The organism is Rhodanobacter umsongensis (assembly GCF_042654965.1).
GTDB lineage: Bacteria > Pseudomonadota > Gammaproteobacteria > Xanthomonadales > Rhodanobacteraceae > Rhodanobacter > Rhodanobacter umsongensis.
The window spans coordinates 1,089,692-1,115,950 of sequence record NZ_JBHSMK010000002.1 but is presented as its reverse complement, the minus strand read 5'-3'; the positions used below and the strand labels follow the sequence as shown (position 1 = coordinate 1,115,950).

Sequence of the window (26,259 nt, the reverse complement as noted above, 5' to 3'; positions counted from 1 at the left end):
CCCGACGACCGCCATGCGTGCGGATTATCCCTGGCGCCGCTATCGTTCCTTTCTTTTTATTCCATTGACATGCCGCAGCCATGACCGACCAGCCCACCTTCGAACACCTGACCGCCTTGTTCAATCAGCGTGCATGGCCGCAAGCGCTGGCCATGGCCAGGACACTGAAGGCCGGCTCGTCGTCGCACCCGATGCTGTACTACATCGCAGGCATCGCCAGCCTCGAGATGCAACAGCTTCCCGAAGCCATCGACTACCTTGGCAGGGCGGCGACCATGGCGCCCGACAATGCCGAATTCGCGGTACACCACGCCAAGGCGTTGGTCCTGGCGCGCCGCACGCGGGATGCACGGCAGGAAGCCGATCGTGCACTCGCGCTCGCACCCGGACGTGCCCCGACGCTGGACACGCTGGGCGTGGTCTATACGCAGATCGCAGCCCATGATCAGGCCGTCGAGGTATTCCGCCAGGCCGTCTCCAGTGCGCCCGGTCACGCTGTCTACCACTACAATCTGGCCACCGCGATGATTGCCGTTGGCGACATCGATGGCGCCGAGCGCGAGATTGAAGCCTGCCTTGCACTGGAACCGCGTTACTGGCGGGCGCATCTGACGCTGGCCCAGCTGCGGCGCCAGACCCCCGCAGCCAACCACGTGGTGCGTTTGGAAGCGGTACTGGGCGAGGCTGGCCCCGACGCCGGGCAAACGCAGGCCCAGGTGTGCCTGAACATGGCGCTGGCCAAAGAGCTGGAAGATCTGGGCGAGTACGCCAGGGCTCTCGATCACATGGCCAGGGGCAAGACCGCCGCCGGCCAGGGCCACGATTATCGGGTCGCGCGCGATGAACAGCTTTTTTCCGCGCTGCAGGCGCGGTTTCCGGAACCACCCCCGCCGAGCCGAGGGTGCGCCAGCGGGGAGCCCATTTTCGTCGTGGGGATGCCCCGCACCGGCACCACCCTGGTCGAACGCATCATATCCAGCCATCCGGACGTCCATTCGGCGGGCGAGATGCTGAACTTCGGCATGGCGCTGAAGTTCATGTCCGGCACCCACACTCGCTCGCTGGTGGATATCGAGACCGTCGCCGGTACCCGTCACGTTGATTTCCGCACGCTGGGACAAACCTACCTGGACAGCACCCGGCCGGCCACGGGCAGAACGCCGCATTTCGTGGACAAGCTGCCGCACAACTTTCTCTATGTGGGCTATATCGCCCAGGCATTGCCCAACGCCAAGATCGTGTGCCTGCGCCGCAACCCGATGGACACCTGCTTGAGCAACTTTCGCCAGTTGTTCGCGCCCAATTCGCCGTACTTCGATTACTCCTTCGACCTGCTCGATACGGGCCGCTACTACGTCCTTTTCGACGCGATGATGCACCACTGGCAGCGCGTGTTTCCCGGGCGGGTGCTCGAGGTGGATTACGAGGCTCTGGTGGACGACCAGGAACGCATGTCCCGTCGCATCATCGAGTTCTGCGCTCTGCCGTGGCACGAGGATTGCCTGCGATTCGAAGCCAATCCGTCGCCGGTGGCCACCGCCAGTGCCGTGCAGGTGCGCGCTCCAATCTATCGCAGCGCGCTGCAGCGCTGGCGGAAGTACGGCGAGGCGCTGGCGCCGCTGCGCGAGTTGCTGGCCGGCGCGGGGATCGAGGTCTAGCGGCACCCCCGCTGCCCGAAAAAAAAACGGCCCCGCCAGAGCGGGGCCGTCGCGTTCCGCATCCAGGTACGGCTACTGGCCGAACTTGTAGCTTGCCTCGACATAGATCGCGCGCCCGAACACGTTGTAGTTGAAGATGTTGTACGGCTCGGCGCTGAGACCGCTGTAGCTGGTGTCCCTGGGCGGCATCCTGTTGAACAGGTTGTTCACCATCAGCGACAGCCCAAGCGCCCTGGTCGGCTTGAACGTGAGGCTCGCGTTGTACAGCGTCCACGGGCCCAGCCGGCCCGTGCCCGGGGAGGTGTAGTTGTCGAGCGAACTGGCCAGGTAGTTCGGCGTGCTTCCGAACCGGTTTGCGTACAGCGTGGTGCTCCACTTCACGTTCGACCAGGTGATCGAGCCGTTGGTCTTGGACTTGAAGTCCGTGCTCCAGTAAGGGTGGCGCAGCAGGTCCACCGGCTCGTCGGTCGGGTAATCCTGGTAGGTGTGCTTGAACATGTCCGAGTAGGACAGATTCAGTGCCAACTGGCCGAAGCGGCCGATGTCCTGCACGTAGCTCATCCCGGCCGTAAGTGCGTTGACCTTCTCGTTTGCCACGTTCTGCTTCGGCGTGGCGATCGAAATGATGTGCCCCAGCAAATTGCCCTGGCCCGGGCCGCGGGTGATCAAGCTGAATGCCATGCTGCAAGTGGTCGAGTTCATGTCCAGCGTGCCGATATCGCACAGGTACTGGGTGTTCGACAGCTGGTCCGCGCTGACCTTGGCGACCTCGTTGCTGATGTCCCAGTGCAGATAGTCGACGTTGAAGGACAACTTGGGAATGGGAGCCCATACGAAGCCGTAGGTCCACACCTTGGCGGTGATCGGCCTCAGGGTCGGATTGCCGGAGGTTTGACCGTTGAACTGCTCGTTGTCGTAGGGCGTCGGGCATTGGTCGATGTTTGCCCCGGAGAAGCCGAGGCGGCCACAATTGAGATAGTCGGTGACACTGCTGTAGTAGCCGCTGGGGCCCTGGAATTCATCGCTCAGGGTGGGCACCTTGAAGGCGGTGCCGTAGCGGCCGCGCAGCAGCAGGGTTTCGAACGGCCGGTATTCGATGCCGAAGTTGTAGGTCTTGTGGCTCACGCGGCTGGAGGCCACGTTGTAGCTGTCGTAGCGACCCGAAACATCGAGCGTGAGCTGGCTCAGCACCGGCAGGCGAAGCTCGGTGGTGGCCGCGTAGCGCGAGCGGTGGCCGGCACCCGGCGTGGCACTCCAGCCCCACACATACGGGACCTGGTTGCCGTTGTAGTTGATGTCCTGCAGCAGCCGGGGATCCGGGGTGCTGTTCCAGCCTTCGTTGCCACCCTCGAGCACCATTGCAATGCCTGCGTCGCCGCCGGGGAGGGAGAACAACGACCCGTTGGTCAGCTGGGCGCGCAGCAGGTTGTCCCAGGTCTTCGCGTTGTCTTCGGTGTAGCCGGTAAAGGCGCGGAAGTCGGCATTGGAGACGGGATGGTAGAGCGCCTCGTAGTCCGGCTGGAACACGGGATAGCCGTAGTAGGTGCCCATCTGCGGCCCCATCACGTGGGAAGCGAAGTAATCCTCTATCGGCTTGGTGAAGCGCTGGAACACGCGACTCTTCAGCTTGTCGTCCGAATGCATGAAAGACAATTCGTAGTCCCAGGTGGACTGGCCGAACGTGCCCTTGGCGCCGAGCGTGAGCATGTAGGAGTTTTCGGTGTCCTTGCTCATGATGTTCTTGTAGCCGCCAACTTCTTCCGGAGAGAAGTTGCGCTGCACCAGCATGTAGTCACCGATGCGCGGATCCCAGAAGTAGCCGCCACCCGCAGCGGCGGTCACCACGTTGGTACCCCACCAGGTGTAGTCGGCGCCGTTGGTGTATTTCTGCTCCTGGTAGTTGTAGAGCAGGTCGCCGTACAACTGCAGGTTGTCGTTCACGTCGAACGTCGCATGCGTGTAGAAGTTCGCCTGCTTGTTGTCGGTGGTCAGCGTCGCGTAGCCGGGGCTGGTGAAGGAACCGCAATAGTCGCCTTTGCCGGCGCGGTGACGCTTGCCCTCGTTGCCGTACCACTGGTCGGTCAGGCCGCTGCAGTTGTCGGGGTCGAAAAAATGGTAGCCGGTGAAGTAGCCGAGTACCAGATAGTCGCGTGACGCCACCGCGGGACTGGTGCCGTGGGTGTAGTAGTGGGCGGTCAGGTCGCGATCGCGGCGCCAGATCGGCTGGGTGCTCTCGTACTGGCCGCCGACCAGCAGGTTGAAACGGCCTGCGCTGAAGCTGTCCGCCACGCTGATGCGACGGCTCGCCCCGCCGCCGTCGCTGTGCCAACCGTAGCGCGCGTCGACGACCGGCCCACCATCCAGGTGCTTCTTGAGAATGATATTGACCACGCCGGCGATCGCGTCCGAGCCATACAGCGAGGATTGCCCGCCCGGCAGGATCTCGATGCGCTCGACCATCTCGGTCGGAATGCCGCTGAGGTTGTTGAAAATATCGCTGCCGTTGTACAGGCCGGGGAAGTTGCCCATCGGGCGCCCGTCGATGAGGTACTTCACGAAGCCTACCGGCATGCCGAACATGCTCAGGGTCTGCGCTGTCGGCGTGAAGCCCGCCGAGAACTGCGACCCCTGCACCGAGCCGGTCGCGAACGAGGACTGCTGCAGGGCTTCCGCCACCGTGGTGAAACCACGAGCCTTGATGTCTGCGGCCGTGATGGTGGTGATCGGCGTGGCGGTCTCGATCTCGGTTTGCGGGATCAGCGAACCGGTCACCGTGACTGCTTCGAGCTTCTTGGCCTTGGTGCTGTCCGGCGTCTGGTGGTTGCCGCCATCGGCGGACTGCGTGGCATCCTGCTGCATGCCGGCCATGCCTGCCTGTCCAGTTGCGTCATGCGCGAACGCTGCGCACGGCCCGAAGCTCAACGCGACCAGGACGGCGGCCGCAAGTTTGGTCTTAAGCATGGATTCCCCCCCAGTATCATTTTCAAAGGACGACCGCCCAGTGCCACCGGGCTTCCCCTGTGGTCAGGGGCTGTCTGGCCGGGTGCAGCTACGCGCTCCGGTGCCTCGTCGGACGTGGATGATTAATGGCGCATTTGTCCACGTCTCGCACCATCGACGCGGACACGTTGCCAACAGACAGCGGGTGGGTGAGTCGGATCCCCTTGATTCCCAGCACCATGCCGCCCCCGCGGTCATGGGGCATCCCCCGTGAATTGCTAATGCGATCCCCGCTGTTGCCGTCATGGTGGACGGGAATTCCCGCGACCGTCTTGTTCTTTGGCAACGCATGTGGTGCGGATTTGAGCATAATCATGTGCACGCCAGTCGATCACTCGATCCTGCGCTCCATCCGCTACGCTCGATCAAAAGGCCCGAATGGCGAGGCATGATTCACCGAGGGAAACTCCCCGGCTCCGCCGAGGCTCCCCAAGTTCAAAGGTTCGGGGGGATTTCGCCCCGCATTGCGTTGCATCGGCCGATGATCTTCACCGGTTGCGGGCCGGCCCCTTTGGAGTGGCGGCGGCCGCAAAGCTTCCGGCTTTGCCGGGAGACCCCTGCTTCCCGAGCGCCTTCACCGCGCCCAGCGTCTCTTGTAGGTGCTGCTTCGAGTTCAGGGTCGAATGGAGGTGCACGATCATCCACGACGGGGCGATCAGGTCATCCCCGACACTTTTTTGCTGAATGGCACTTACTCAAGCGCTGCACTCCCGAGAAAAGTGGATATCCGCTGACGGCCGCTCCGGCAGCTGTTCCGATTCACGCAGAAGGGCCGCGCTCACGCACGGCCCTTCGTGTTTCGCACACCCGGACTCCCTACCAGATCTTCACACGGTCCTTCGGCGCCAGGTACAGCTTCTGGCCCGGCGTCGGCGAGAACGCGTCGTACCAGGCGTCGAGATTGCGTACGGTCTGTGCGCGGAAGCTGCCGGGAGCGTGGCCGTCACCGATCACCTGGGCGCGCAGGGCGGCAGGGCGGGTCTTGCTGCGCCACGACTGGGCGAAGGCGAGGAAGAAACGCTGGTCGCCGGTGAGCCCGTCGATCACCGGCGCGGGCTTGCCGTCGAGCGACTTGTGATACGCGATCCAGGCGATGGTGAGGCCCGACACGTCGGCGATGTTCTCGCCCAGCGTCTGCTGGCCGTTGATGTGCAGGCCGGGCAGCGGCTCGTAGGCGTTGTACTGCTCGACCAGCTTCTGGCCGGTGGCCTTGAAGTGGGCCTGGTCTTCCGGCGTCCACCAGTTGGCCAGGCGGCCTTCGGCATCGAATTCGGCGCCGGTGTTGTCGAAGCTGTGGCTGATCTCGTGGCCGATCACCGCGCCGATCGAACCGTAGTTCGACGCCGCATCGGCCTTTGGATCGAAGAACGGTGCTTCGAGGATCGCGGCGGGGAAGTTCAGTGCATTCTGCAGCGGCAGGTTCACCGCATTGACGGTCTGCGGCGTCATCCACCACTCGCCCTTGTCGATCGGCTGGCCGAGCTTGGCCAGCTGGTGCCGGTACTCGTGCTGCTCGGCGCGCAGGCGGTTGCCGACCGGATCGTCGCGGCGGATCTCGAGGTCGGAATAGTCACGCCAGGTTTCCGGATAGCCGACGCCAACGCGGACAGTGGCGATCTTCGCCTTGGCCTTCTGCTTGGTCGCCGGAGTCATCCAGTCGAGCTGGTCGACGCGGTCGTTGAAGGCGGCGAGGATGTTGTCGACCATCTGCTTCACCTGCGCCTTGGACGAGGCCGGGAAGTACTTCTTCACGTAGATCTGGCCGACCGCGTCGCCGAGGTCGTTGTTGACCGCGCCGAGTGCGCGCTTCCAGCGGTCACGCTGCTTCGGCGTGCCCTGCAGCGTGTGGCCGTAGAACTCGAAACTGGCGTCGGCGAAGGCCGGCGGCAGCAGGCCGGCGCTATGGTTGATGGTGTGGAAGGCGAGGAAGGCTTTCCAGGTGTCCAGCGGTTCGCTGGCGACCAGTGCGGAGATTCCCTTGATCGCGCTCGGCTGCCACACGGTGATTTGCTTCTGCGTGTCGATGCCGGCGGCGTGCAGGTAGGCGGGCCAGTCCAGGCCCGGCGCCTTGCTGGCGAAGTCGCTGGTGTTCCAGGGGTTGTTGGCCTTGTGCACGTCCTCGCTCTCGACCAGGCTCTCCTGCACCTTGGCGATCTTCATCTCCAGCTCGAACACGGCCTTCGCCTTGGCGTCCGCACCGGCGATGCCGGCGTTCTTCAGCTGGGCGGCGATGTAGGCCTGATACTTGGCGCGGATGCCGGCCATGTCCTTGTCGGTGGCCAGGTAATAGTCGCGGTTGGGCATGCCGAGGCCACCCTGCAGCAGGTAGGCGACGTTGTGCGCGGAATCTGCCAGCCCCTGCGTGACGAACAGGCCGAACAGGTGTTCGGTGCTGAAGTTGGTTGCGTTGACCGGATCGACGTCGGCGCGCAGCTGGCTGCCCAGCACGCCGGCGAGATCGGCCGGCGTCTTGATCGCGTCGATGCTGGCGAGTTCCGGCTTGAGCGGGCTCAGGCCATGCTTGGCGATGCCGGCCTGATCCATGAACGCGGCGTAGTAGTCGGCGATCTTGCGCTCGTTGGAGCCGGCGGGCGCGTTCGACGCCGCAGCGGCCTTGATCAGTTCGGCGTTGCGCCGCTCGGCTTTCTGGAACACCTGCAGGAAGATGCCGGTGCTGGCGCGGTCGGCCGGGATCACCGCGGTCTTGCGCCAGTTGCCGTTGGCGTAGCCGTCGAAGTCGTCGCCCGGTTTCACGCCGTGGTCGATCCCGGCCAGGTCGATGCCGGTAGGCGGGTTGGCCGGCGTCGCCGCCCATGCCGCCGGACCGCACAGGATTGCCGCCGTCAGTACCCATCGCATGCGCTGCATGGTCGTTCCTCTGCCTTGGGAGGCGCCCACGATAGTCCGCCCTGCCGGCCGTGTGTGCATGACCTATGGACTAGGCGGCAGGCCTTCGTTGCCGCGACGCTACTTTTCGATGCGGTAATTGAAGCTGGCGCGGCTGAAGTCGGTGGCCTGCTGCGCTTCGAAGTTCCAGCGCCTGCCCAGCCGGTAGCGCAGCGTGATCACCTCCCCCGGCTCGAACAGGCCCACGCCGTAGCTGAGGTACAGCCGCGGCGACAGGTACTTGCCGACGGTGAACGCCGAGCCGCCGCCAAGCGCCTCGTTGCTGGAGACGCCGATGTCGTCGAGGCCGAGCTTCGAGCCCACGCTCTTGGCCAGCAGGTCGCCGGCGGCCGAACCCAGCGCCTGCGCGGCGGCGCTGACCATGTTGCCCTCGCCACCCTTCACCTCGGACAGCGGCTTGCCGGTGATCAGGTAGGACAGCGCGTCGGACTGCTCCATCACCGGATTGGAGAACACCGTGAGGATCGGCCGCTGCGCGGTGCCGGATACCAGCAGACCGACTTCCTGCCCTTCGTCGATGGTGGCGTTCGGGTTGAGCTTGCGCACGGCGCGGATGTTCAGCCCGGGGTTGTCGATCGGCGTGCTGGCGAACAGCAGCTGGCCGCGCTGGATCTGCAGGCTCTGGCCGTAGGCGCGATAGGTGCCGTCGACCGCGAGCTGGCCCCGGCCGGTGGTCGCCCGGCCAGGGCGTTCGCTGACCGTCAGCAGCCCGCTCACGCGACCGTCCAGGCCCATGCCGATGATATGCGCCTGGCGGCCGAGATCGACCCTGACCTGCGCGCTGACCGGCAGTTTGCGGGCGGCCTGTTCCTGTTGCTTCTGATCGACCACCACCACATCGGGCGAAGCCTGGGTAGCGCCGGCGCCGGGCAACTTGTCGGCATTCACCTCGGCGCTGTCGATGGCGAGGCCGCCGCTGATGTCGATGCCTTCGGCGTCCTGCTTCACCACCAGGTCGGGCGAGATCACCACTTTCGCAGCGGGAATGTCGGCGGCGGTGACCTGGCTGCCCTTGAGCGTGATGGCGGTCTTCGCGGCGGCGCCGAGGCCGACGCTGCCGTTGATCGCCAGCGTGCCCTTGCCCGACTGCACGTTGCCGTTGACGAGAAGCTGGTGGGCGTCGACGGTGCTGACGCTGAGGCGGCCCCGGGTCAGCCTGAGTCCGGCCGAAGGCACTTCGGCGGCCAGCTCGCGGACGTCGGCCTGGCCGGTGATCGCCGGCTGCTTCAAGGTGCCGGCAAAACGGAAACTGCCGTCGACGCGGCCTTTGACGTTCGCCACTTCGCTACTGAACAGCTCGATGAAAGCGAGGTTGTTCAGGCGCAGATCGAGCTGGCCACCCAGCGCCTGCTGCGCGCCGCTGATGGTGATCCGGCCATCCAGACGGCCGCCATCGTCGAGGCCGCTGTGCACGTCGATACGCTGGCCGGCGGGTGCGAGTTCCGCGCTCAGGCTCAGCTGGTCGTAGCGCAACAGCGGCGCATCCGCCTGATGGGTGTAGGTGATGCTGCCGCGCGCCGAGCTGATCGAGGCGTTGCCGCTGAGCGCGCCGGCGGCGCTGCGGCGAATTCTGCCGTTGCCTTCCAGCGTGCCGTCGGCGCGCATCGGCAGGTCGGCGTCGGCGGCCGCGTTCAGCAGCAGCGCCAGCGGCAGCGCATGCAGCCGATAGCTGGCGTCGAGGTTGCCGGGCTTGTCCCGCTTCGCCGTCACGCACAGTTGCGGATCGCCGGCGCGGAGGCAGAGTTCGGACAGGCTCATCGCGCCGTCGATGTAGCTCAGCCGCGATGGCTGCTGCAGGCGCCAGCCGGGCATGCCCTGCGGTTGCAGGTCGAGGGTGGCGAGCGTGCCGTTCCATGCCGAGCCCTGCAACGCACCGTGCAGGGCCAGCTTGCCGGAGAGCTGGGTGCCGCGCGCATCCAGGCTCAACCGATGGTCGCCCTGGCTGCCTTCGGCGAGCAGGCTGACGTGCCGGAACGCCAGCCCATCCAGGTGGACGTCGCTGGTCTGCAGATCCACCTTGCCGGTCGGATGGCTGAGGTCGGGCAGGCCGACGACCAGTTGCAACGTGTTCGCCTTCTGTTGCTGCCAGGCCAGCGACTGGCCATGCAGCCGACCATTGAGGCTGAGCTTCGGCTGCCTGCCGCGGATAGTGAAATGGCCGTCCAGACGGCCGCCAGCATTCGGCAGCCAGTCGCCCAGCGAGGCGATCGACAGTTGCAGGTCCGCATTGTTCTCGGCGCCGGGCCTGGCATCCAGCTTCACGATGCTGCCGCCCGAGGCGAGTTCGAGCCGGCCATCGATCACCTCGTTCGATGACAGGTGCAGCGTGCCGTTGCCGCCGACCGTACGGTCGCGCAGCTTGCCGGCCAGCTTGCGGATCTCCAGCGTGGCGTCGGGGCCGGCCTTGGGCAGCGTGCCGCGGCTGGCGATGTCGAAGTCCAGTGCGCCGTTCCAGCCGGCAAAGAGCTGGCCGGGATCGAATCGGTGGGCACGGGCCTCGGCTTGCCACGCGAAGGCCGGTTGCAGGGTCAGCGTGCCGCTCGCCTGCACATCGCCTTGCGGCTGGTTCAACGTCAGCGTGTGCAGGGCGATGCGCTGCGCGCTGCCGTCGAGGTTCAGCGCCAGCCTGGCCAGCTTGCCGGGTGGCCCGATCTCGACATCGCCTTCGGCGTGGTAGTTGCCGGCCGTGCCGCTGGCCTTGAGCGAGCCACGGCTGGCCAGTACCTGGCCGGCCAGATGCTGCGGCAGCAGCAGATCATTCCAGTGGATGTCGAACTGGGCGCTGACCGGCTTCGCATCGAGTTGCACCACGCCGCTGGCGGCGACGCTGCCCTTGATCTGCGGCGAGCCGAGGTCGAGCTGCTGCACGCTCAGCGTGTTGAAGTCGTGGCTGAACTGCGCGCGCAGCTGCCGCAGCAACAGCTGGTAGTCGTTGAGATCGATCCGGCCATCGAGCGCGCCGCCGTAGCGGTCGCCATGCCCCTGCAGGGAAACCGACAACGCCTTCAGCGAGCTGTCGCCGAGCAGCGGTTTCGGGTCGAAACGCGGCACATCGAGCTTGCCGGTCCAGGCGTAATCGCCGCTCGGGCGCAGATCCAGCTGCAGCTGCGCGATGGTCGGCGAGCTGAGCGCGAGATCCAGGTGTGCCTGTTTGCCGTCGCTGTGCGCGACGAGTTCGCCGGCATAGTCCGCATCGCCGGCCCTCCACGCGAATGCGGCCTTGCCGTTGCCCTGATGATGCTTGCCGATCGCCAGCGTGCCGGCAAGGTCGACGTGGCCGGCCGGCGCCTGGAGGGCGAGCCGGCGGAGCTCGATGCCGTCATGGGTCCAGCTGCCGGCCAGGTCGAGCCGGCTGGAGGCGAACAAGGGCTGGCCGGCCCGGGTCACCTTCGCCGTGCCGACGTGGACGCGGTCGAGGATCAGCTCGACCGGTAGCCGCAGCGAGAAGCCGCCCGGGCTGGCGGCCTGTTCCGGCGCAGGCCTGGGCAACGCCACCTCGACGCCATCGAGATCCAGCACGAGTACGTGCACGCGTTTGGCCAGCAGCGGCCAGACGCGCAGGTCCAGGTGCGCCTTCGCCACGTTCGCGACAGTGCCCTTGCCGTCGTCGTAGCGCACGCCAGCCAGATCCAGCGGACCGATCAGGCGACCCTGGGCATCCCGTACGCTGAGCGCGCCATCGGTGGCGGCCTGCACCCGCGCCAGCGCAAAACGCAGGCCGGAGCGGGTGCCGAGCAGCCAGCCGGTGGTGATGGCGAGCAGCACCACCACCACCAGCAACGCGCCGCCGAGCCAGCGCAACCAGCCGAGGCGACGGGGGGTGGCAGCGATAGTCGTGGTCGTGGTCATCTCAGAAGTCCGGCCCGATCACCAGGTGCAGCTCGATGCCATGCGCGCGGTTGTCGTGGATCGGCGTGCCGAGATCGACGCGGATCATGCCCACCGGCGACAGCCAGCGTACGCCCAGCCCGGCGCCGATCTTCGGCCGGTAGTCCGTGCCGCTGAATGCATTGCCGGTGTCGACGAACGCAGCCATGCCCCAGTTGCGGTTGAAGTAATGCTCGACCTCGGTACTGGCGATCAGGACGCTGGTGCCGCCGATCACGCGGTCGTCACGATTGCGCGGGCCGATCGACTGATAGCCGTAGCCGCGTATCGAACGGTCGCCGCCGGCGAAGAATCGCAGCTGCGGTGGCAGCGCGGCGAAATCGTTGGTCCAGGTGTAGCCGGCGCTGCCGCGCAGAATCAGCCGATTGCGCTGCCGTGCGCCGAACGCGCGGATCCATTTCGCGTCGGCGATGACCTGGCTGAAGCTGGCGTCGGACAGCAGCCCCCCCGCGGTGCTGCGGGCGGCAAGGCTGATCGACCATCCGCGCCGCGCGAAGCTGGGATTGTCGGCCTGCTTGCGCGTCAGCGAGGCCTCGCCGAACACCAGCGTGCTGCGGCCATGTTCGATGCCTGGCGTGCTGTCCGGTTCGTTGCCGCGCTTGCCGACGGTGAACGTCCCGGACAGCGCATGTGCGCCAAGGGTTCGGACCCAGCCGTGCCACTGGCGCGCTTCATTGCCAACCAGTTCGAGCGTGCGCGATTGCGAGGTGTCGGTGTTGGCGTCGCGAAAATTCGCGCCGAAGTTGAAGCTGCGCTGGTTGGGGCCCGGCATCGGGATCGAGTACAGCGTGGCCAGCGTCTTCAATCGCTGCGCCACGACCAGTTCGTTCTTCCACTTGTGTCCCCGCCGGTTGACCCAGCGCCGCTCCATGCCGCCGCGGAGGCCGAAGCCGGTATCGGTGCCAATGAACGGGCCACCGGTGTAGATCGTGCGCTTGGCCGGCGCCAGCTGCACGGTGACGTCGATCACGCCATTCCTTGCTTCGTCCACGTCCGGCAGCACGTTGACCACCGCGAAATAATCCGCGCCGTTCAACGCCTGCTGAAGTTCCAGCAGCTGCTCCTGCGAGAAATAGTCGCCGGACTGGAATGGCACGTAGCGATCCAGAAAGCCCTCGTCGAACTGCGAGCCCTCGAAATGCACGCGGCCATAGCGATAGCGCGGGCCGGCCCGCCAGGCCAGCTTGATCGTGGCGCTGCGGTTGGCGCGGGTCACCTCGACCCGATGGGTGAGCAGCCGGGCATCGAGAAAGCCGTTGGCGGTGAGCTGCGCGCTCAACGCGTCGCGCGCGCTGTCGTACGCGCCGTGATCGAGTGTCTTGCCCTTCATGTGCTCGAGCACCCGCTGCGCGCGACGGATCGGCGCGATGGCGGCAGCGGACCGGTCCAGTTGCACATCGACCGCAGCGACTTTCACCGGCTCGCCCGGTTTCACGTGCAGCGTTACCCGCCAGTTCTTGCCGACCTGCTGCAGATCGCCGGTGGCCGTGGCCTCGTAGTAGCCGTAAGGCTCCAGCGCCGACTTCACCTGATCGGGAGCGCGCTCATACAGCCGCCGTACCTGGGCGTCACTGACATCGCGCGTGGCGTACTGCGACAGCTCGACGCCGGCCACGACAGCGCCTTTCAAGGGATCCGCGACGCCATCCACGGTCAGCTGCACGCCGGCATGGGCCAACAACGGAAGCAGCAATGCAGAAACGGCGAAAACCCGGTGGGCGAGGTTCAGGCGTCGGTGGGGGCGGCGCATACGGCGGGATCCCGTCCTCGGTCGATTCAAGTCATGACCTGTGCCGCGGCGCAGGCTGATACAAGCGCGAGATTAACGTCCCGGATGTTGGCAATGCATCAAGCCCGCCGCGACTCGATCATTTCACCGCCCGGAACAGCAGAGGCAGCATGCGCCATGGTTGCTCAGCGGCCGGATCGGCCGAGGTCAGACCTTCGTCAGGAGCATGACACAGGCCGATTTCGACGCGGGTGAAACCCGATTCACGCAGCAACTCGAAAAAGTCCCAACCAAAATTGTGGAACGTATAGATGCCGCCGCGCGCCATGCCGTCGCCGTGGTATTCCGGTGGCTCGAGGTGTTTGATCTGGCCGTCGTCCTGCAGGCGCCCGCGCAGTATGGAGTCGTGCCTGTCCGCAAAGAACGGTGCGGTAAACAGCATCACGCCGCCCTTGCGAAGGATGCGAGAGCATTCCCGCAGTGCCTGTTTCGTGTCGTAGACATGTTCAAGTATGTCGCTGTGCGCAAGCAGGTCGATCGAATGCGAGGCGTAAGAGAACGAGGTGATCGATTCGTGCCGCGTATGTCGCCAGCGCCACCAATGGGTTGACCACCAGTACTGTCCGCCGCCGACGTGGTCGTCGCCGAGATATTCCGAACCGACAATCCAGCGCCATCGTGCATGGGCCACGCGATACAGTCGTGTGGTCTGCTCGAGCATGGCGCCGCGCAAGGGACTGGCCAGACTGTCTATTTCCTGCTGCATCGCCAGCATGATCAGGCGCTGTCGCGCGGTCAGCTTGCAGTGGGAACAGCGCAGGCCTTCACGAAGGTTGGGCCGCTCGGCGAACATGGCGCCGGGGTTGACCTCGAACAGCGTCTGCCTATCGCATGTCGGGCAATGGCCGTTGACGAAGGCCGCTTCGGCGATGGGAATGTCCCATTGCGCGATCGCTTTCTGCATGCCTTTGGCTGCGACGGTGAAGCTCTCCTGGTTCTGGAACCAGCGGATCTGCGCCATCAGGTTTTCCTTGATCCTGGATCAGTAACGTATGCGGAGGCAGTCGATTGCCCTCGCTTCCTCCGGATACGTGCCGTCAGCCCGCCTTGTCGCCCGCCTTGTGGGCGATCCACGCCCCGATCACCGCAGAGACATAGGGGATCGACTGCGCGGCGAGGATGAACATCCACAGCGTGCCCTCGATGTAGTGCGTGCCGTAGTTCAACGCCATGCCGACGATGCACAGCATCAGCGCGATCGCCATCAGCCCTTCCTCGCGCACCGGCGCGAAGGCGGCGAAGTTGCTGCCGCCCAGGCGTCGGCTTTTCGCGGTGACGACGAACGAGGTCTTCTCGCGGGTCAGGCCGTGCAGGATGCCTCGGGCGATCGCATGCGACAGACCCATGCTGGCCAGCGAGGCCATCAGCGTGTCGTACCAGCTGCACGGCACGCGGGCGCGGTACAGCACGATGCCGAAGATCGCCTTGGCGAAGAAGAAGCCGATCACCGGGATCAGGAACAGCTGCATCGGAAGGCTGAAGTATTGCGGGTAGGCCACCATGCCGGCGGTCCAGAACAGCGCCATCAGGGTGAAGATCAGGTGCAGCGCGTCGGCGAACCAGCTGAACCAGCCGGTGAGGAAGTGGAAGCGCTGGCCGGCCGACAGCGGCCCGGCCTTGGTCATCCAGCTCCAGCGACCCTTGAGGATCTGCATCGCGCCGAAGGCCCAGCGGTAACGCTGGCTCTTGTACGCCTTGAAGTCGGCCGGAGTCAGGCCCTTGCCCATCAGCTCATCGACGTAGACCAGGTCGTAGCCGGAGTGCATCAGGCGCAGGCCCAGCTCGGCGTCCTCGCAGATCGTCCACTCCGACCAGCCGCCAGTGCCTTCCAGCGCGGTGCGGCGGACCATCGTCATGGTGCCGTGCTGGATGATCGCGTTGCGCTCGTTGCGGTGGTGCATGCCGATGCGGAAGAAGCCGTCGTACTCCCATGCGGTCATCCGGCGGAACGTGTTGTGCTCGAACTCGCGGTGCGCCTGCGGGCACTGCACCACGGCCACCTTGGGGTCGTGGAAGTAGCCGGTGAGGCTGGCCAGCCAGTCGGCGCGCACTTCGTAGTCGGCATCGATCACCGCCACCACGTCGGCCTGCGGATCGGTTTCCTTCAGGCCGAAGTTCAGCGCGCCGGCCTTGTAGCCGGGCCACGGTTCGAGATGGAAGAAGCGGAAGCGCTTGCCGAGCTTTTCGCAGTAATCCTGCACCGGCTGCCACACCGCTGGGTCCTTGGTGTTGTTGTCGATCACCAGCACTTCGTAGTTGGCGTAGTCCAGTGCCGCCAGCGAATCGAGCGTGATGATCACCATCTCCGGCGGCTCGTTGTAGCAGGCCAGGTGGATCGACACGAACGGCTGTTTCTCCGGCGGGTCGGGCGTGAGCATGCCGGCGTGACGGATCCATTCGCGCCGCCACAGCACTTCGGTGAACTCGAAGCCGTTGATCAGCAGGATCGCCAGGATCGCGATCTGCGCCGGGAACAACAGCACCAGCATGGTCCAGTCGATCCAGCTGAGATAGAAATTGAACGGCAGCGTGGCCGACCAGGTGATCAGGCCGCAGGCGAGCTGGATCAGCATGCAGAAGAACAGCCGCCCCATCAGCTTGAAGCGGCTGAAGCGGCGCGCGAAGAAGATCATCGGCAGCAGCGCCAGCAGGCTGGCGGCAATCGCCTTCCACGGCCAGGCGGTGTCCTCGGTCACCGGGCCGGTGAACGGGAATTTCGGCTGGCGATCGGCGTTGAAGATGCCCCAGTATGCCTCGGTGCGGCCCGACAGCTGCTCCTTCCAGGGCTGGTCGAACGCTTCCATCAGGTAGTAGTCGATGTTGCGCTGCTTCGCCGCGAGCAGCCACTCGCGGATGAAGATCGCCTCGTTCGATACCGACGGATCGGCGTGCTCGTGGCGGTCTCCATTGGAGGGCCAGCCGATCTCGCCGACAACGATGTGCTTGTAGGGAAAGCGCTGCTGCAACGTCTGGTACGAGCCCAGCGCGGCGCCCAGCGCCACACCGTTGGCGACCGGGATGCCGTTCCAGAACGGAAAGATGTGGATGGTGATGAAGTCGACGTGATCGGCCAGCTCGGGATACTTCAACCAGATGTATTCCGGCTCGGCGATCGACACCGGCTGACGCACGGCGGCACGTACGCGATCGAGATAGACCATCATCTGTTCGGGCGTGAGGTCGTTGCGGAACAGCACCTCGTTGCCCACGATCACGCGCTTGATCGAGTCGGGATAACGACGCGCCTTCGCGATCAGCGTGTCGATCTCCTTCTCGTTGTTCTCCATGCGCCGACTGATCTCGGCGCCGGCCATCACGTCCAGGCCGTCCTTGGCGGCCAGCCGATACGTTTGCGGGTTGACCTGCATCGAATAGGTACGGATGCGGTCCGAGTACCTGGCGATGAACTTGAGATCCCGATCGACCTCGTCGTCGCTGGGATAGTCCTGCTTGATCGGATCCTGATAACGCTGGAACGGCGAGAACGCGAAACCGCCGATCTTGCCGTGCCAGTCGTCCGGACCGTGCGGCAGGTTGCTCCACCACCACAACCCGAAATTCATTGCGGCCACGATCAGTGCCAGCACGATTGCCGTGAACAGCGGATACCGACCGTTGTGCTTTGCTGCGGAGGCGCTCAAAAAAATTCCCGACGAAAGCCTGCGCAACAGGCGGTAAAGCCTGTGAAGCTTAACCAATGCGGGGCGCCGGGCTCAATGAAGATCGTCGCCGGCGGTCAGCCCAAGCTCAGCAGCGGCGCCGTGGTGGCACCCTTCATCGCTCCGGCGAAACACCAACGGAGGTCCCGGTGAGTCTGCCTGGCTGCTGTCCGGCGGCAACCGCGCCGTGTCGCCGCGCCGGCGGGCGCCTTCTGCGGCTGATGCTGATTCTCCGGGAGTGCGCCGGTTGGGTCCTTGCCTGTGGCGGGGCCGCCGCCGGCGGGCGGGTGCCGGCCGGCGATCTCCGATGGCCGGCCGCTGGCTGGCCAGGGTCCGTGCGGTGCCGCTCCTGTTGCCGCCCGGGCTGGGCCGGCCCACCGGCGCTGGCCGCGTGTCGGTGTCGGCGCATGCCGTGGCACACGGCTACGAGGATGTGCTGCCGGCCGTGCCAATCGGGCTGGTCGTGCCCGGATGGAGCGGATTCCGGCCGCTGCGCACCCGCCGGGCTGACGCGCGGATGCGGATGCGGCCGCTTGACCGTGCTGGAATGCCAAAAAAAACCCGCAAGTCGCGGGTTTTCCTTGACGCGCATCGGTGCGGCTTACTTGAGCAGGGAGCGCAACATCCACGCCGTCTTCTCGTGCTCCATCAGGCGCCCTGTGGCCAGGTCCGCGGTGCCCTGGTCGCCGGCGGCGTCGGCGGCCTTGATGGTGGCGCGCGCGGTGGCGGCGGCGACTTCATGTCCCTCGACCAGCTGGCCCACCATCTCCTTCCATTCCGGCACGCCGGCTTCCTCCTTGATCGAGGTGAGCTTGCCGAACTGGCTGTACGAGCCCGGCGCGAACACGTCGAGCGTGCGGATGCGCTCGGCCACCTGGTCGGCGGCCAGCCACAGTTCGTTGTACTGGGTCTCGAACATGAGGTGCAGGCTGTTGAACTGCGGCCCGGTGACGTTCCAGTGGAAGCTGTGGGTCTTCAGGTACAGCGAATAAGTGTCGGCCAGCAGCTTGGACAGATGCTTGGCGACGGCTTCGCGATCCTTCCTGGCGATACCGATGGAAATGGCCATGTGCTGCTCCTTTCGGGTGATGGTGCGTTGGAGCGACAGTAGCCGTTCGACCGGGTGCGTGGAAATGAATCCTGCCGATGCGGCCGATAGCCGGGGGCTATCAGCCCGCTCACCCTCGACAGGTGCGACCCATGCGGCCCATGCGGCCACGGGGCCGACCCGGCAACGGCTATCATGTGCGGTCCGATGAACGACGCCCGCCTCCCCCATCCCGCTACCGACCCCCGCCTGCGCCAACTGCACGGGCAACTGGAGCTGGTTTCCAGCCGCGATTTCGGCCGCCTGCTGGGTCGTTGGCGCACGCTGTCGCGCCGGTTCGATGAGCGCAAGCTGGCGGCATTGATCGCGGATATCGAGCGCTCGGCGGCGCAGCGCCGGGCACGCGTCGCCGCGAAGCCGGCGATCAGCCTGGACGATTCGCTGCCGATCAGCGCGCGCGGCGAAGACATCATCCGGCTGATCCGCGCGCACCAGGTGGTGGTGATCGCCGGCGAGACCGGCTCGGGCAAGACCACCCAGTTGCCCAAGCTGTGCCTGGCCGCCGGTCGCGGCGAGGCCGGCATGATCGGCTGCACCCAGCCGCGAAGGCTGGCCGCGCGCTCGGTCGCGCGCCGGGTCGCCGAGGAGCTGGGCACACAGGTCGGCGACATCGTCGGCTTCCAGGTGCGCTTCAACGACCAGGTATCCGAGCGCAGCCTGGTCAAGTTCATGACCGACGGCATCCTGCTCGCCGAGACGCAGGGCGATCCCTGGCTCTCTGCCTACGACACCATCATCATCGACGAGGCGCACGAGCGCAGCCTCAACATCGACTTCCTGCTCGGCTATCTGAAGCAGTTGGCGGCGAAGCGCCCCGAGCTGAAGATCATCGTCACCTCCGCCACGATCGACACCGCGCGCTTCGCCGGCCATTTCGACGGCGCGCCGGTGGTGGAAGTGGAAGGGCGCGCGTATCCGGTCGAACTGCGCTGGCGCTCGCTGGACGAGATCGCCGTACGGCAGGGCCGCAGCAGGGACATGCAGCAGGGCAGCGCCGAACACATCGCCGCCGTGCTCGATGAAATCAGCCACGACGATCCGCGCGGCGACGTGCTGATCTTTTTGCCCGGCGAGCGCGAAATCCGCGATGCGCATCAGCTGCTGTCGCGCCGCCAGTATCGCGAGACCGAAATCATGCCGCTGTACGCGCGGCTGTCCGCCGGCGACCAGGATCGCGTGTTCAAGCCCGGCATCAAGCGCCGCGTGGTGCTGGCGACCAACGTGGCCGAGACCTCGCTGACCGTGCCGCGGATCCGCTACGTGATCGACACCGGCACCGCGCGCGTAAAGCGCTACAGCCAGCGCAGCCAGCTCGAGCGGCTGCATGTGGAGCCGATCTCGCAGGCGGCCGCCGATCAGCGCAAAGGCCGTTGCGGACGCGTGGGGCCGGGCATCTGCTATCGCCTGTACGACGAGGCCGACTTCGCCGGTCGCGCCGCGTTCACCGATCCGGAATTGCTGCGCTCGTCGCTGGCCAACGTGATCCTGCGCATGCTGGCGCTGCAGCTGGGCGACGTGGAGGCGTTTCCGTTCCTGGAGGCGCCGGACCCGCGCGTGGTGGCGGACGGCTACCGCCGCCTCGCCGAAATCTCGGCGATCGACGACGCGCGCAAGCTCACCGCGATCGGCCGCACGCTGGCGCGGCTGCCGATCGACGTGCAGCTGGCGCGCATGCTGGTCGAGGGCGAGAAGCTGCATTCGCTGCGCGAGCTGCTCACCATCGTGTCGTTCCTGAGCATCCAGGATCCGCGCGAGCGTCCGTCGGAGGCGCGCCAGCAGGCCGACGCCGCGCATGCCGTGTTCGCCGATCCGAAATCCGACTTCGTCGGCGTGCTGAACCTGTGGCGCGCCTATCACGATGCGCACGAGGAGCTGACCCAGTCGAAGCTGCGCGACTGGTGTTCGCGCCATTTTCTGAGCTTCATGCGCATGCGCGAATGGCGCGAGCTGCATCGGCAGCTGCTGCTGGTGGTGCATGAGATTTGGGGAGCGGGGAGCGGGGAGCGGGGGACACCGATTGTCCGGCAACCTGCGATTCCTGGCTCTGGCGAGGGCGGTGGTTTGATTGGAAAGCGCAGCGCATCCGGCAGCGCGCAACTCCCTGTTCCGGGTTCCCCGTTCCCTGTTCCCGATCTTGCCTACGAGAACATCCATCGCTCCCTGCTGGCCGGCTTGCCCACCCAGGTCGGGCGCAAGGACGAGAAGGGTGTCTACCAGAGCACGCGCGAGCGCAAGTTCCACGTATTTCCCGGCTCGGCCTTGTCCAAGGCGCCGCCGAACTGGATCTTCTCCGCGCAGATCCTCGACGTGGGCGGGCGCGTGTGGGGCATGGCGAATGCGCGCGTCGAGCCGCTGTGGATCGAGCAGCAGGCGGCGCACCTGCTGCGCACGAGCTGCCGCGACGCGCACTGGTCGAAGAAGCGCGGCTGCGTGGTCGCATACGAGCAGGTCAGCCTGTTCGGCCTGGTGCTGGTCGAGAAGCGGCCGGTCACGTTCCAGCAACAGGATCCCGCCCTGGCTCACGCGATCTTCCTGCGCGAGGCACTCGTGCGGGGTGACGTCGAGAGCAAGGCGGATTTCGTGCGCGCCAACCAGCGCGTGCTGGAAGAGGCGCTGGGCATCGAGGCGAGGCAGCGTCGGGAGGGCCTGGTCCGCCATGAGGATGATCTGGTCGCGTTCTTCGAGGGCAAGCTGCCCGAGGACATCGCCAGCAGCCGCGCGCTGGATGCGTGGTACCGCAAGGCGCGCCCGGCAGAGCAGGCCGCGCTGCGCTGGTCGCTGGGCGATGTGCTGGTCGGTGGCGCGGGGCTGGATGCGAAGGCGTATCCCGCAACACTCGATATTCCGCCGCTGGCCATGGATGGCCGAGTGCCGCGCGCACGGGCGACGGCAGGGATGCCGGAGGCAGAGCCATGCACGAAGCAATGGCCGGATGCGCAGGAGCGGCCACAGCGCTACAAGCTCGAATACCGCTTCGTGCCCGGCGACGAAGCCGACGGCGTCACCCTGCACCTGCCGCTGGCGATGCTGAACGCGCTGCCGCCCGCACGCTGCGAATGGCTGGTGCCCGGCCTGCTGGGCGACAAGGTGGCCGAGTTGATCCGCGGCCTGCCCAAGGCACTGCGTCGCAACTTCGTGCCGGCGCCGGATTTCGCGCGGGCCTTCGTCGAGGCCGAGCCGCCCCGCGACGAGCCGCTGGCGAAGGCGCTGGCCGCGTTCCTGAAGCGCGCCACCGGTGTCGACATTGCCGCGTCGGAATTTTCTGCCATCGAACTGCCACCACACTTCCTGATGCGCTATCGGCTGCACGACGAGCGCGGCGAGATACTGGCCAGCGGCCGCGACCTGGCCGCGTTGCGCGGACAATGGGAGGGCCAGGCGCGCGAGGCATTCTCGCGCAAGACCGACATCGAGCTGACCCGCGAGGACGTGACCAGCTGGGATTTCGAGGAGATCCCCGCCCAGGTGCGTTCCGAGGCCGGCCTGATGGCATTCCCGGCGCTGGTCGACCTGGGCGAGACGGTGGCGTTGCGTGTGTTCGAGCGCAGCGACGAAGCGCGCGCGGCGCATCGGCAAGGCGTGGTGCGGCTGCTGCGCAACGCGCTGGCCAGCGACACCAAGCAGGCGCGTCGGCGCCTGCCGATCGGCAATGCGCTGGCACTGAAGTACGCGCCGCTCGGCGGCGTGGATGGCTTGCGCGAGGACCTGCTCGAAGGCGGCTTCAGCGACCTGCTGGAACAGCATGAGCTCGACGTGCGCACGTCCGGCGCATTCGAAAAGCTGCGCGCGCAGTTGTCGCGCGAGCTGTTCGGCGCCGGCGTCGAGCGACTGAAGCTGGCCGAGCCGATCGTCGAAGCGCAAGCCGAATTGAAGCCGTGGCTGCAGCCGCCCCTGATGGGTTTCGCTCGTGCCAGTTACGACGACCTGCGCGAACAGTTCGACGCCTTGCTGACGCCGGGCTTCCTGCGCGAACTGCCGGCGGCACGACTGGCGCATTACCCGCGTTACCTGAAGGCGATGCGCCTGCGCGGCGAGCGGCTGCGCCAGGATCCGGCGAAGGATCAGCAGCGGATGCTGCAGGTCATGCCGTACTGGCGTGCGTACCTGCAGCACCGCGCCGCCGGCGCCGACGCGACGGATCTGGCCGAGCTGCGCTGGCTGATCGAGGAGTGGCGCGTGTCGCTGTTCGCGCAGGAGCTGAAGACCGCCGAACCGGTGTCGGCCAAGCGGTTGGCGAAGGCGCTGGCCACGCTGGGTTGAGCACGATGGCGTGCAGGCTGCCGGGAAAGCTGCGCCACTGCGGCTACCATGGACGTCCATGACAGGACTTTCTCGCATGGCTCCGCCCGTCACATCCCTCAGCCTGCAGCAATGGCGCGATCGCGCCGGCACGCTGCCGCCGCTGCTGGACGAGGCGTTGCAAGCGTGCGCGACGCATGCCGTTCCCGAGGCCGAATGCTGCGACGTGCTGGACCTGCTCGGCATGCTCGGTTGCGACGCGCAGACCCAGGCGGCGGCGTTGTGGTTCGAACTGGCGCGGGTCGATCCCGCACGGTGGAAGACGCAGGCCACGAAGTTGCCGGCCGAGTTGCAGCGGCTGGTCGGTGGCCAGCAGGCCGCCGAGCAGGTGTGGGCCCTGCACGCGCAGCGGGCGCCGGAGGGGGCGGCCGAAGGCCTGCGCCGACTCTTGCTGGCGATCGTGCGCGACCTGCGCGTGGTGTTCGTGCTGCTGGCGCGGCAGCTGGCGCGGATGCGAGCGGCGGCGACCGCGCCGGAGGCCGAGCGCCAGGCGCTGGCACGGCTGACCCGCGACATCCACGCCCCGCTGGCGAACCGGCTCGGCATCTGGCAGCTGAAGTGGGAACTGGAAGACCTGGCGTTCCGTTACCTGCAGCCGGAAACCTACCGCCGCATCGCGAACCTGCTCGACGAGCGCCGCGCCGACCGCGAGGCGTTCATCCGCGACTCGCTGGACGAACTGCAGCGCGCGCTGGAAGCGGCCGGCATCCATGCCGAACTGGCCGGGCGGCCGAAGCACATCTATTCGATCTGGAAGAAGATGCAGCGCAAGTCGCTGGATTTTTCCGACCTGTACGACATCCGCGCGGTGCGCGTGCTGGTCGACAACATCACCGACTGCTACGCCGCGCTGGGCGTGGTGCATTCGCTGTGGCCGCACCTGCCGGGCGAGTTCGACGACTACATCGCGCGGCCCAAGGCGAACGGCTACCAGTCGCTGCACACCGCGGTGCTGGGGCCGTCCGGCAAGACCCTGGAAGTGCAGATCCGCACCCACGCGATGCACCGCGCCAACGAACTGGGCGTGGCCGCGCACTGGCGCTACAAGGAAGGCGGCAGCAGCGATGCCGAGTTCGAGGCCAAGATCGCCTGGATGCGCAAGCTGCTGGATACGCGCGGCGAGGACGACAGCACGCTGGCCGCCGAGCTGCAGACCGAGCTGCTGGAAGACCGCGTCTACCTGCTGACCCCGAAGGGCGAGGTGTTCGACCTGGCGCGCGGCGCCACCGTGCTGGACTTCGCCTACCTGGTGCACACCGAGGTGGGCCATCGCTGCCGCGGCGCCAAGGTCAACGGCCGCATCGTGCCGCTGACGTTCCAGCCGCAAAGCGGCGACCGGGTCGAGATCCTCACCACCAAGCTGGGCGAGCCCAGCCGCGACTGGCTGTCGCCGCACCACGGCTACCTCAACACCGCGCGGGCGAGGGACAAGGTGCGCGCGTGGTTCCGCCGGATCGCGCACGACGCAAATCTCGCGGTGGGCCGAAGCATGTTCGAGCGCGAGCTGAAGCGGCTGGCGCTGTCAGGCGCGGACGTGAGCAAACTGCCGGCCCACTTCCACCTGCAGACCCACGACGAACTGCTGATTGCGCTGGCCCTGGGCGAGATCACGCCGGGCCAGATCGCCCGCGTGGTGCAGGAGGCCGCCCAGCCGCCGGCACCTTCGCCGCCGCCGGTGACGACGGCGCGACCGGTCACGCTGGATCACAGCGCGCTCAGCATCGAGGGCATCGGCAACCTGCTGACCACGCTGGCGCGCTGTTGCCAGCCGCTACCTGGCGATCCGGTGCGCGGTTTCATCACCCGTGGCCGCGGCGTGTCGGTGCACCGCGCCGATTGCGGCAGCCTGGCGCGGTTGCTGCGACGCGATCCGGACCGCGTCATCGAGGTGAGCTGGGGCAATGCCGCGGCGCACGCATACGAGGTCGACATCGAACTGCGCGGCTACGATCGCAAGGGCCTGCAGAAAGACGTCACCAGCGTCATCAGCAACGCCGGCACGCACATCATCGCCTCGTCCAGCCGCCAGTTTGCACACACCGGCGAGGTGGAGATGCGCTTCACCCTGCGCGTGCGCGACTTCGAGCAACTGTCGACCCTGCTCGGCAAATTGCTGGCGCTGCCCAACGTGATCGACGTGCGCCGGGTCGGCATCGGCTGAATGACCGCGCAATGCCGCGTCGTCGCGGCCAAAGCTGCCTGCAGGCCAATGCTAAGCTGGGCTGACAGCCTTTACAGCCGTGCACCATGAGCGAACGCCGAGACCAGCAAGACGCGAATCCCCCCCGCCGCACCGAGCCCACCCTGGGTGATCTCGATCGCATGGATCCGCTGAACCTGCCACCCGCCGACGACCTGCCCCAGATGCCGGTCGAACCGCGCCAGCCGCGCGGCAGGCGCGGCGGCTACAACCATCGGCACCGCCGCCGCCGTGGCTGGCTGGTTCCGTCGTTGCTGATGCTGGTGGTCGTGCTGGTCGGCATGCTCTGGTTCAACCAGAACCGCCTGCGCGGCATGCTGCCGCGCACCGACTTCAATACCGTGCTGACACAGGCGCAGCAGGCGCTGCAGGATGGCCGTCTGGACGGCCAGAACGGAACCAGCGCGCGCGAGCTCTTCCAGGCTGCCGTGGCGCTGGAGCCGGACAACGATCGCGCCCATGCCGGCCTGCGCCAGGTGGGCCAGGCCGAGCTGGCGCAGGCCGATGCCGCGTTGCAGGCGGGCCATCTCGATCAGGCCACGCAGCAGGCAGCGACGGCGCGCGAGCTGCTCGGCGGCGGCAGCGACATCGACCGGCTCGATCGTGCGATCGCCAGCGCCCGCGCGGCACAGATGCATACGGGCGACCTGATCGGCCAGGCGCAGCAGGCCCTGGCGGCGGGCCAGCTGGACGGCCCCGCCGGCGCCGGTGCCCTGTATCAGCGCGTGCTGCACGCCGACCCCGGCAATGCGGTAGCGGCGCACGGGCTGGATCAGGTCGGCTACGCACTGGCCGTGCAGGCGCGCAAGGCGCTCGATGCGAAGGATACGGCCGCCGCGGACCATGCCATCGAACAACTCGCTGCGCTGCAGCCGAACAATGGCTCGCTGCCGGCACTGCGCGCATTGCAGGCGCAAACGCGCAAGCAGGACGACAGCGCGCTGGATGCGGCACTCAGTCAAGGCGAGAACGCCTTGCGCGACGGCCGCATCGGTGGCCCGGGGGAGAACACCGCGCTCGCCCATTTCCAGGCGGCGCTCAAGCTCGATCCGGACAATGCCCGGGCGCGGGCGGGCCTGGGCAAGGTGGCGCAGGCGATGACGGTGCAGGCGAGCGCAGCGATCGATGCCAACGATATGGCGCAGGCGAGAAGCCTGCTGGATCAGGCGGCGGCGCTGGCGCCGAGGTCGGCGGATCTGGCCGCCGCCCGCGCGCGCCTGGACAGCGCCGCGCCGAAGCCGCCTGCCGCCGCGCAACCGGACGCGGAAGAGGCCGAAGCGCCGCCCGCACCCGTGGTGCTGTCGCCGCAGCAAAGTGCGGCGGTGGCGCAACTGGTGCAGCGCGCGCAGCTGGCCGCCAGCAACGGCAACATCATGTTGCCGCCGGGCGACAGCGCATACGACCTGTATCGCAGCGCGCTGGCGATCGATGGCAACAACGGGCCCGCGCTGAACGGGCTGCAGGCGCTGCCCAGGCAGGTCGAGGTGCAGTTCAACGAGGCGCTTGCCGCGGGCAAACTGGCGCGGGCCGACGAGATGCTGGCGAACCTGGCCGAACTGGCGCCGGGCGATGCGGCGCAGAACGGGCTGAGCGACCGACTGGCCAGCGCCTGGCTGGATCAGGCCGAGCAGCAGCTCGGACGCGACGATTACGTGGGCGCCAGCCAGTCGCTGGATCGCGCGCGCAAGCTGGCGCCGAACCATCCCCGGGTGGTCGATCTGGCGGCCCGCTTGCAGGGTCGAAGGTGAGCA

11 protein-coding genes are annotated in these 26,259 nt (G+C 66.8%); 4 read left to right on the top strand and 7 right to left on the bottom strand.

The annotated features are described in order from the left end of the window. The first annotated feature begins 80 nt into the window (after window positions 1-80). Window positions 81-1,658: a tetratricopeptide repeat-containing sulfotransferase family protein gene (locus tag ACFPME_RS05310; protein ID WP_377302746.1), complete on the top strand. Its 1,578-nt coding sequence runs from the start codon at window positions 81-83 to the stop codon at window positions 1,656-1,658. Window positions 1,659-1,730: 72 nt separating this feature from the next. On the opposite strand, the gene ACFPME_RS05305 is transcribed toward ACFPME_RS05310, so the two are convergent. From ACFPME_RS05305 to ACFPME_RS05275, 7 genes are all read right to left on the bottom strand, one after another. Continuing rightward, entirely contained in the window at window positions 1,731-4,619 is a 2,889-nt protein-coding gene (locus ACFPME_RS05305) for a TonB-dependent receptor domain-containing protein (protein ID WP_377302744.1), read from the bottom strand. Window positions 4,620-5,474: 855 nt separating this feature from the next. Then, on the bottom strand, window positions 5,475-7,526 hold the full coding sequence (locus ACFPME_RS05300; RefSeq protein WP_377302742.1) for a M13 family metallopeptidase: 2,052 nt from the start codon (window positions 7,524-7,526) through the stop codon (window positions 5,475-5,477). A 99-nt stretch (window positions 7,527-7,625) separates the two neighbouring features. Beyond that, a complete protein-coding gene (locus ACFPME_RS05295) occupies window positions 7,626-11,414 on the bottom strand; it encodes a translocation/assembly module TamB domain-containing protein (RefSeq protein ID WP_377302740.1) in 3,789 nt (1,262 codons plus the stop codon). Between the two features lies 1 nt (window position 11,415). Continuing rightward, window positions 11,416-13,203: an autotransporter assembly complex protein TamA gene (locus tag ACFPME_RS05290; protein ID WP_377302738.1), complete on the bottom strand. Its 1,788-nt coding sequence runs from the start codon at window positions 13,201-13,203 to the stop codon at window positions 11,416-11,418. A gap of 118 nt (window positions 13,204-13,321) precedes the next feature. After that, window positions 13,322-14,203 (bottom strand): methyltransferase domain-containing protein, encoded by an 882-nt coding sequence (locus ACFPME_RS05285; protein WP_377302736.1) that lies wholly within the window; start codon window positions 14,201-14,203, stop codon window positions 13,322-13,324. 76 nt (window positions 14,204-14,279) lie between these two features. Continuing rightward, window positions 14,280-16,883 (bottom strand): glycosyltransferase, encoded by a 2,604-nt coding sequence (locus ACFPME_RS05280; RefSeq protein WP_377302734.1) that lies wholly within the window; start codon window positions 16,881-16,883, stop codon window positions 14,280-14,282. Window positions 16,884-17,502: 619 nt separating this feature from the next. Further along, a complete protein-coding gene (locus ACFPME_RS05275) occupies window positions 17,503-17,970 on the bottom strand; it encodes a Dps family protein (RefSeq protein ID WP_377302732.1) in 468 nt (155 codons plus the stop codon). A gap of 186 nt (window positions 17,971-18,156) precedes the next feature. On the opposite strand from ACFPME_RS05275, the gene hrpA reads away from it, so the two are divergent. The 3 genes from hrpA to ACFPME_RS05260 all read left to right on the top strand — a co-directional run bounded on the left by hrpA (window position 18,157) and on the right by ACFPME_RS05260 (window position 26,256). Further along, the gene (hrpA, locus tag ACFPME_RS05270) at window positions 18,157-22,269 is read left to right on the top strand and encodes an ATP-dependent RNA helicase HrpA (protein WP_377302730.1); all 4,113 of its coding nucleotides are present in this window, start codon (window positions 18,157-18,159) and stop codon (window positions 22,267-22,269) included. Between the two features lie 76 nt (window positions 22,270-22,345). After that, window positions 22,346-24,469 (top strand): RelA/SpoT family protein, encoded by a 2,124-nt coding sequence (locus ACFPME_RS05265; protein WP_377302728.1) that lies wholly within the window; start codon window positions 22,346-22,348, stop codon window positions 24,467-24,469. Between the two features lie 86 nt (window positions 24,470-24,555). After that, entirely contained in the window at window positions 24,556-26,256 is a 1,701-nt protein-coding gene (locus tag ACFPME_RS05260) for a tetratricopeptide repeat protein (RefSeq protein WP_377302726.1), read from the top strand. Window positions 26,257-26,259 lie beyond the last annotated feature (3 nt).

What these genes read in the sequence shown, in the direction of transcription:
- ACFPME_RS05285 (WP_377302736.1), bottom strand. Translation starts at nt 14,203, where the DNA reads ATGGCGCAGATCCGCTGGTTCCAGAACCAGGAGAGCTTCACCGTCGCA.
- ACFPME_RS05305 (WP_377302744.1), bottom strand. Translation starts at nt 4,619, where the DNA reads ATGCTTAAGACCAAACTTGCGGCCGCCGTCCTGGTCGCGTTGAGCTTC.
- ACFPME_RS05290 (WP_377302738.1), bottom strand. Translation starts at nt 13,203, where the DNA reads ATGCGCCGCCCCCACCGACGCCTGAACCTCGCCCACCGGGTTTTCGCC.
- ACFPME_RS05260 (WP_377302726.1), top strand. Translation starts at nt 24,556, where the DNA reads ATGAGCGAACGCCGAGACCAGCAAGACGCGAATCCCCCCCGCCGCACC.
- ACFPME_RS05275 (WP_377302732.1), bottom strand. Translation starts at nt 17,970, where the DNA reads ATGGCCATTTCCATCGGTATCGCCAGGAAGGATCGCGAAGCCGTCGCC.
- hrpA (WP_377302730.1), top strand. Translation starts at nt 18,157, where the DNA reads ATGAACGACGCCCGCCTCCCCCATCCCGCTACCGACCCCCGCCTGCGC.
- ACFPME_RS05310 (WP_377302746.1), top strand. Translation starts at nt 81, where the DNA reads ATGACCGACCAGCCCACCTTCGAACACCTGACCGCCTTGTTCAATCAG.
- ACFPME_RS05295 (WP_377302740.1), bottom strand. Translation starts at nt 11,414, where the DNA reads ATGACCACGACCACGACTATCGCTGCCACCCCCCGTCGCCTCGGCTGG.
- ACFPME_RS05300 (WP_377302742.1), bottom strand. Translation starts at nt 7,526, where the DNA reads ATGCAGCGCATGCGATGGGTACTGACGGCGGCAATCCTGTGCGGTCCG.
- ACFPME_RS05265 (WP_377302728.1), top strand. Translation starts at nt 22,346, where the DNA reads ATGGCTCCGCCCGTCACATCCCTCAGCCTGCAGCAATGGCGCGATCGC.